The sequence below is a fragment of the Staphylococcus sp. EG-SA-10 genome (assembly GCF_017151945.1).
Classification (GTDB): domain Bacteria; phylum Bacillota; class Bacilli; order Staphylococcales; family Staphylococcaceae; genus Staphylococcus; species Staphylococcus aureus.
In genome coordinates this window covers 1-3,761 of the sequence record NZ_JACVZJ010000041.1, presented here as the reverse complement: position 1 = coordinate 3,761, position 3,761 = coordinate 1, and the positions used below count along the sequence as shown (strand labels likewise).

The following is a 3,761-nucleotide window of genomic DNA, read 5'->3' as shown; positions in this document are numbered from 1 at the left end:
TTTTCAGTAATAGACATGTGATTCCTCCGCCTTTGAATAAGTAATTTATCTCTTTGTGTAATAGATTTATTATAACATTTGGCTATGTTGCGATGTTGAGAATTTTGATGTTGGTGGTGGAAATTTTTGAGTTTTAGTGGCGCAATTGTTATTGAAAAATTTTATGGAAATGTTGTAGCTTTCAAATGCTTTCAAAATCATTTATATTCTCATTGATGTCAAAAAGTTGTTCATACATACATAAATAAAACCAATCAACAATTGAGTTGGTGAAAATCAATCATTGATTGGCTTTGATGCATATTAAATAATGCAATATATATTAATAAATGTTAGTTATAGTATATTTTGTCAGGATTGGGTGAATGTCTAAGTTTTAATTATTTATCTAAATTATCTGCAATGAATTTCTTAATTTCAGGAGAGAAATAAACAGCAAATCCTCTTTTACTTTCACCTGATGGAGTATTACCAGCAAAAATTACACCAATTGCTTCTCGTTTACTATTTAATATAGGTGAACCAGAACTGCCAGGCTGGATAATTGCATCCGATGTCACTATATTTCCATTCACTGATAATACTTTACCAGTTGATTCATACATTTGTAGTTTATTTCCATTAGGATTTGGATAACCAATAACAGATATAGGTTCACTTTCTTTAGCTTCTGATGCTATTTTAAATTTGCTAGTGAAATCTTTGAATTTTCTACCTTTTGGTTGTGTTGATTTTTCTTCAACTTGTACGACCGCAATATCTTCTTTACCAGGATAGTCTACAATCTTAGTAACTTTATAAAGTCCACCACCGTTATTATAAAAACCATTAGGATGAGCTTTAATTTCATCACCGACTTTCATGTGATAAGTAACATGTTTATTAGTAATGATTGTATGATTTCCAACTACAAAGCCTGTTCCAGCGCCCATCCATGTAACACCACTGTATGGTGCAACATTCGTATTGGTAATTAATTTCACACTATTTTCGGCTTTGGCCGTTTGTTGAATCCCCTCAACCATTGTTGTGCCGACGCCAGTCACTGATGTTAAAATCGTCAATGCTGCAATACTTTTGATGATTATATTTTTATTCATTTTTGTGCTCCTCTGTTTATTCATGATGCTTTTGATATAGACGTTTGTTTTTTTATGTTATATTCACCGATGTTTTTTCATTAAAATCATTGAACAACATGTTCTTGGTGTAAATTTAAATATGTTTATTGTTCAATGTGCTTTTGAATAAATTCTTTGATTTGAGGCGTAAAATAAACTGCACCATTGTATTCTGATCCGATTTTTCCAATACCTCCATAAACAACTCCTACGACTTCATTATTTGAATTTAAAACTGGAGATCCTGAATTTCCAGGCTCGATATATGCATCAAAATTTAAATTATTATCTTTAATACTTTTTACAGTTCCAGTTGATTCAAATTGTTTGAATGTATTTTGAGCTGGTAAAGGGTATCCAATAACTTTAATTTTGTCGTTAACTTTTGCATCTTTGGCAAATTTAAAAGCTTGTACATTTTCGTTAAAATTATAACCATTTGGTCCACGTTCAACTGCTTGTTCTTCAACGTTCATTACTGATATATCCTCATTACCTGGATAATCAGAAATATTTTTAATTTTATAAATGCCACCGTTGCCTTTGTCGCCATTTGGGTGGGCAGTAATTCTATCGCCAACTTTATAGTCTTTTGATACATGTTTATTGGTGATAATTGTATTTTTTCCAATTACAAAACCTGTCGCATCTTTAAATGAAACGACGCCATTATATGGAAAAACATTTGTATCTTTAACTTGCGTAACATTCTTCTCTGCATTTGCTATTTGTTGTGTCTCATCAACGACTGCAGCATTTATTCCAGTTACTGAGGTTAGAATGGCTAATGCTGCCATGCTTTTAATGACTATATTTTTATTCATTTTCAAGCTCCTTTACAATTCGAGATATGTTGCAACGCTCGTTTAAAGTCAATTTGTTTATTTATCTATGTTTTCTGCAATGAACTTTTTAATCTCAGGTGTAAAGTAGACGCCATATGCATTTCTGTTGTCATCATTTTTTACATCAGAAGCAAAATGAATACCAACTAATTCGTTGTTGCTGTTTAATACAGGTGATCCAGAGTTTCCGCTTTCAGTATGCGCTGAATATACAATGCTGCTACCTTCTACTGACATCACAGGACCAGTTGACTCATGTAAAACATATTTATTTTTGTATGGGTGTGGATAACCGATCACTTTAATTCGGTCACCAGCTTTAGCCCCTGCTGCATATTTGAATGGCGTTACATTATCATTAAAATTAAACCCTTTTGGACCACGTTCTATTGCATGTTCTTCAACTTTAATGACTGATACATCTTCTTTACCTGGATAATTAATAATCTTTTTAATCGAATAAATACCACCATTACTTTTATCACTATTTGGATGTGCAGTAATACGATCGCCAACTTTGTAATTTTTCGACACATGTTTATTTGTTAAAATAGTATTCTTTCCAATTACAAATCCAGTTGCACTATTAAAAGCAACTACACCAGTATATGGAAAAATATTAGTATCTTTAACTTTTGTGACATTATTTTCTGCTTTGGCAGTTTGTTGAACTTCCTCAACCAATGTTGTTCCAATACCTGCTACAGATGTTACAATTGTTAAAGCTGCTAAACTCTTGATGACTACGTTTTTGTTCATTTTAAGTTCCTCTTTTTTAATTATTTTGATATCTAGATACATAATTCAGTATATTTAGTTAATTATGTAACCGTTTTCTTAAACGCTCTTTAAAAAATCAACTTCACGAATGATGTGCTGATACTCTATTTTTAAAAATATTATTACTTTTAGCGATATGTTTGTTAGTTACGATTGTATTTTTACCAACAACTACACCAGTACCACCCGCAAATGTTACTACTGAATTGTATGGTGCCTTAGTTGCATCGGTAATTTCTTTGACATTCTTTTCTGCTTTGGCAATTGAATGAGGCTGATCAGAAATATTTTCAGCGAAACCAAGAGATGTTAAAATAGTTAAAGCAGTTAAACCTTTAACGATTACATTTTTATTCATATTTTACCTCCTTTCAAATTTATTTTTATAGTTAATGTATCTAGATACACATTTACTATATACATTTTATATAAAAATATTAATTAAATATTAATTAACTACTTATTAACATTTTATTAAATTCATATACATGAATTGACTCATTTATTTAAATATGCTTAAAACTCAATATCACGCAATTAAAATTGACTTATCAGGATTATTTTGGTCTTAAATATTAATTATAGAACTGAAATTGTAATATTTATTCGGAAATTAGGTGATTGAATATTTATGGCGGAATGGTGAACAATTCATGTGTTTATAATCTTTCACTTTATTATGTATTGTGTTTAACTATATTATTAGCGATTAGTTCCCCTATTATTTATGACAATATGCAGTCAATCAATGAAACATGCATGTATGAGTATATTTGGAACTAGTAATGTATTGTTAATTATTGAAGATAATTGAATTATGGAATTTTTTTCGAGATATGTTATTTCGGGGATCAGATTTTGCGATTTTGACTTGGATAGAGTAGTTGCGATTTGTAAATACGTTTTTCAGGTTTGATTCAATTTCGTTGTTAAGATAATATTGATTAGTTTCACTGACATGTTGATGCATGTCTTTTTTTTGTTCTGATAAAGTAAAAAATGTTTACTTAATATG

3 protein-coding genes and 2 pseudogenes are annotated in these 3,761 nt (G+C 30.2%); all 5 read right to left on the bottom strand.

All coding sequences use genetic code 11. From position 1 onward, the window contains the following. Positions 1-181: 181 nt before the first annotated feature. Positions 182-316 (bottom strand): annotated as a pseudogene (locus IDG45_RS13515) (hypothetical protein). 64 nt (positions 317-380) lie between these two features. Beyond that, positions 381-1,100: a serine protease SplF gene (splF, locus tag IDG45_RS13510; RefSeq protein ID WP_001038741.1), complete on the bottom strand. Its 720-nt coding sequence runs from the start codon at positions 1,098-1,100 to the stop codon at positions 381-383. A gap of 125 nt (positions 1,101-1,225) precedes the next feature. Then, entirely contained in the window at positions 1,226-1,945 is a 720-nt protein-coding gene (locus IDG45_RS13505; RefSeq protein WP_001038864.1) for a trypsin-like serine peptidase, read from the bottom strand. A 57-nt stretch (positions 1,946-2,002) separates the two neighbouring features. Beyond that, entirely contained in the window at positions 2,003-2,725 is a 723-nt protein-coding gene (gene splB, locus IDG45_RS13500; protein WP_001039451.1) for a serine protease SplB, read from the bottom strand. A 106-nt stretch (positions 2,726-2,831) separates the two neighbouring features. Further along, a pseudogene (locus IDG45_RS13495) lies at positions 2,832-3,104 on the bottom strand (serine protease); the annotation flags it as partial. Between the last annotated feature and the right edge of the window lie 657 nt (positions 3,105-3,761).

Bases quoted from the DNA above. Each gene is read 5' to 3' on its own strand.
- splF (WP_001038741.1), bottom strand. From the start codon at position 1,100: ATGAATAAAAATATAATCATCAAAAGTATTGCAGCATTGACGATTTTA.
- IDG45_RS13505 (WP_001038864.1), bottom strand. From the start codon at position 1,945: ATGAATAAAAATATAGTCATTAAAAGCATGGCAGCATTAGCCATTCTA.
- splB (WP_001039451.1), bottom strand. From the start codon at position 2,725: ATGAACAAAAACGTAGTCATCAAGAGTTTAGCAGCTTTAACAATTGTA.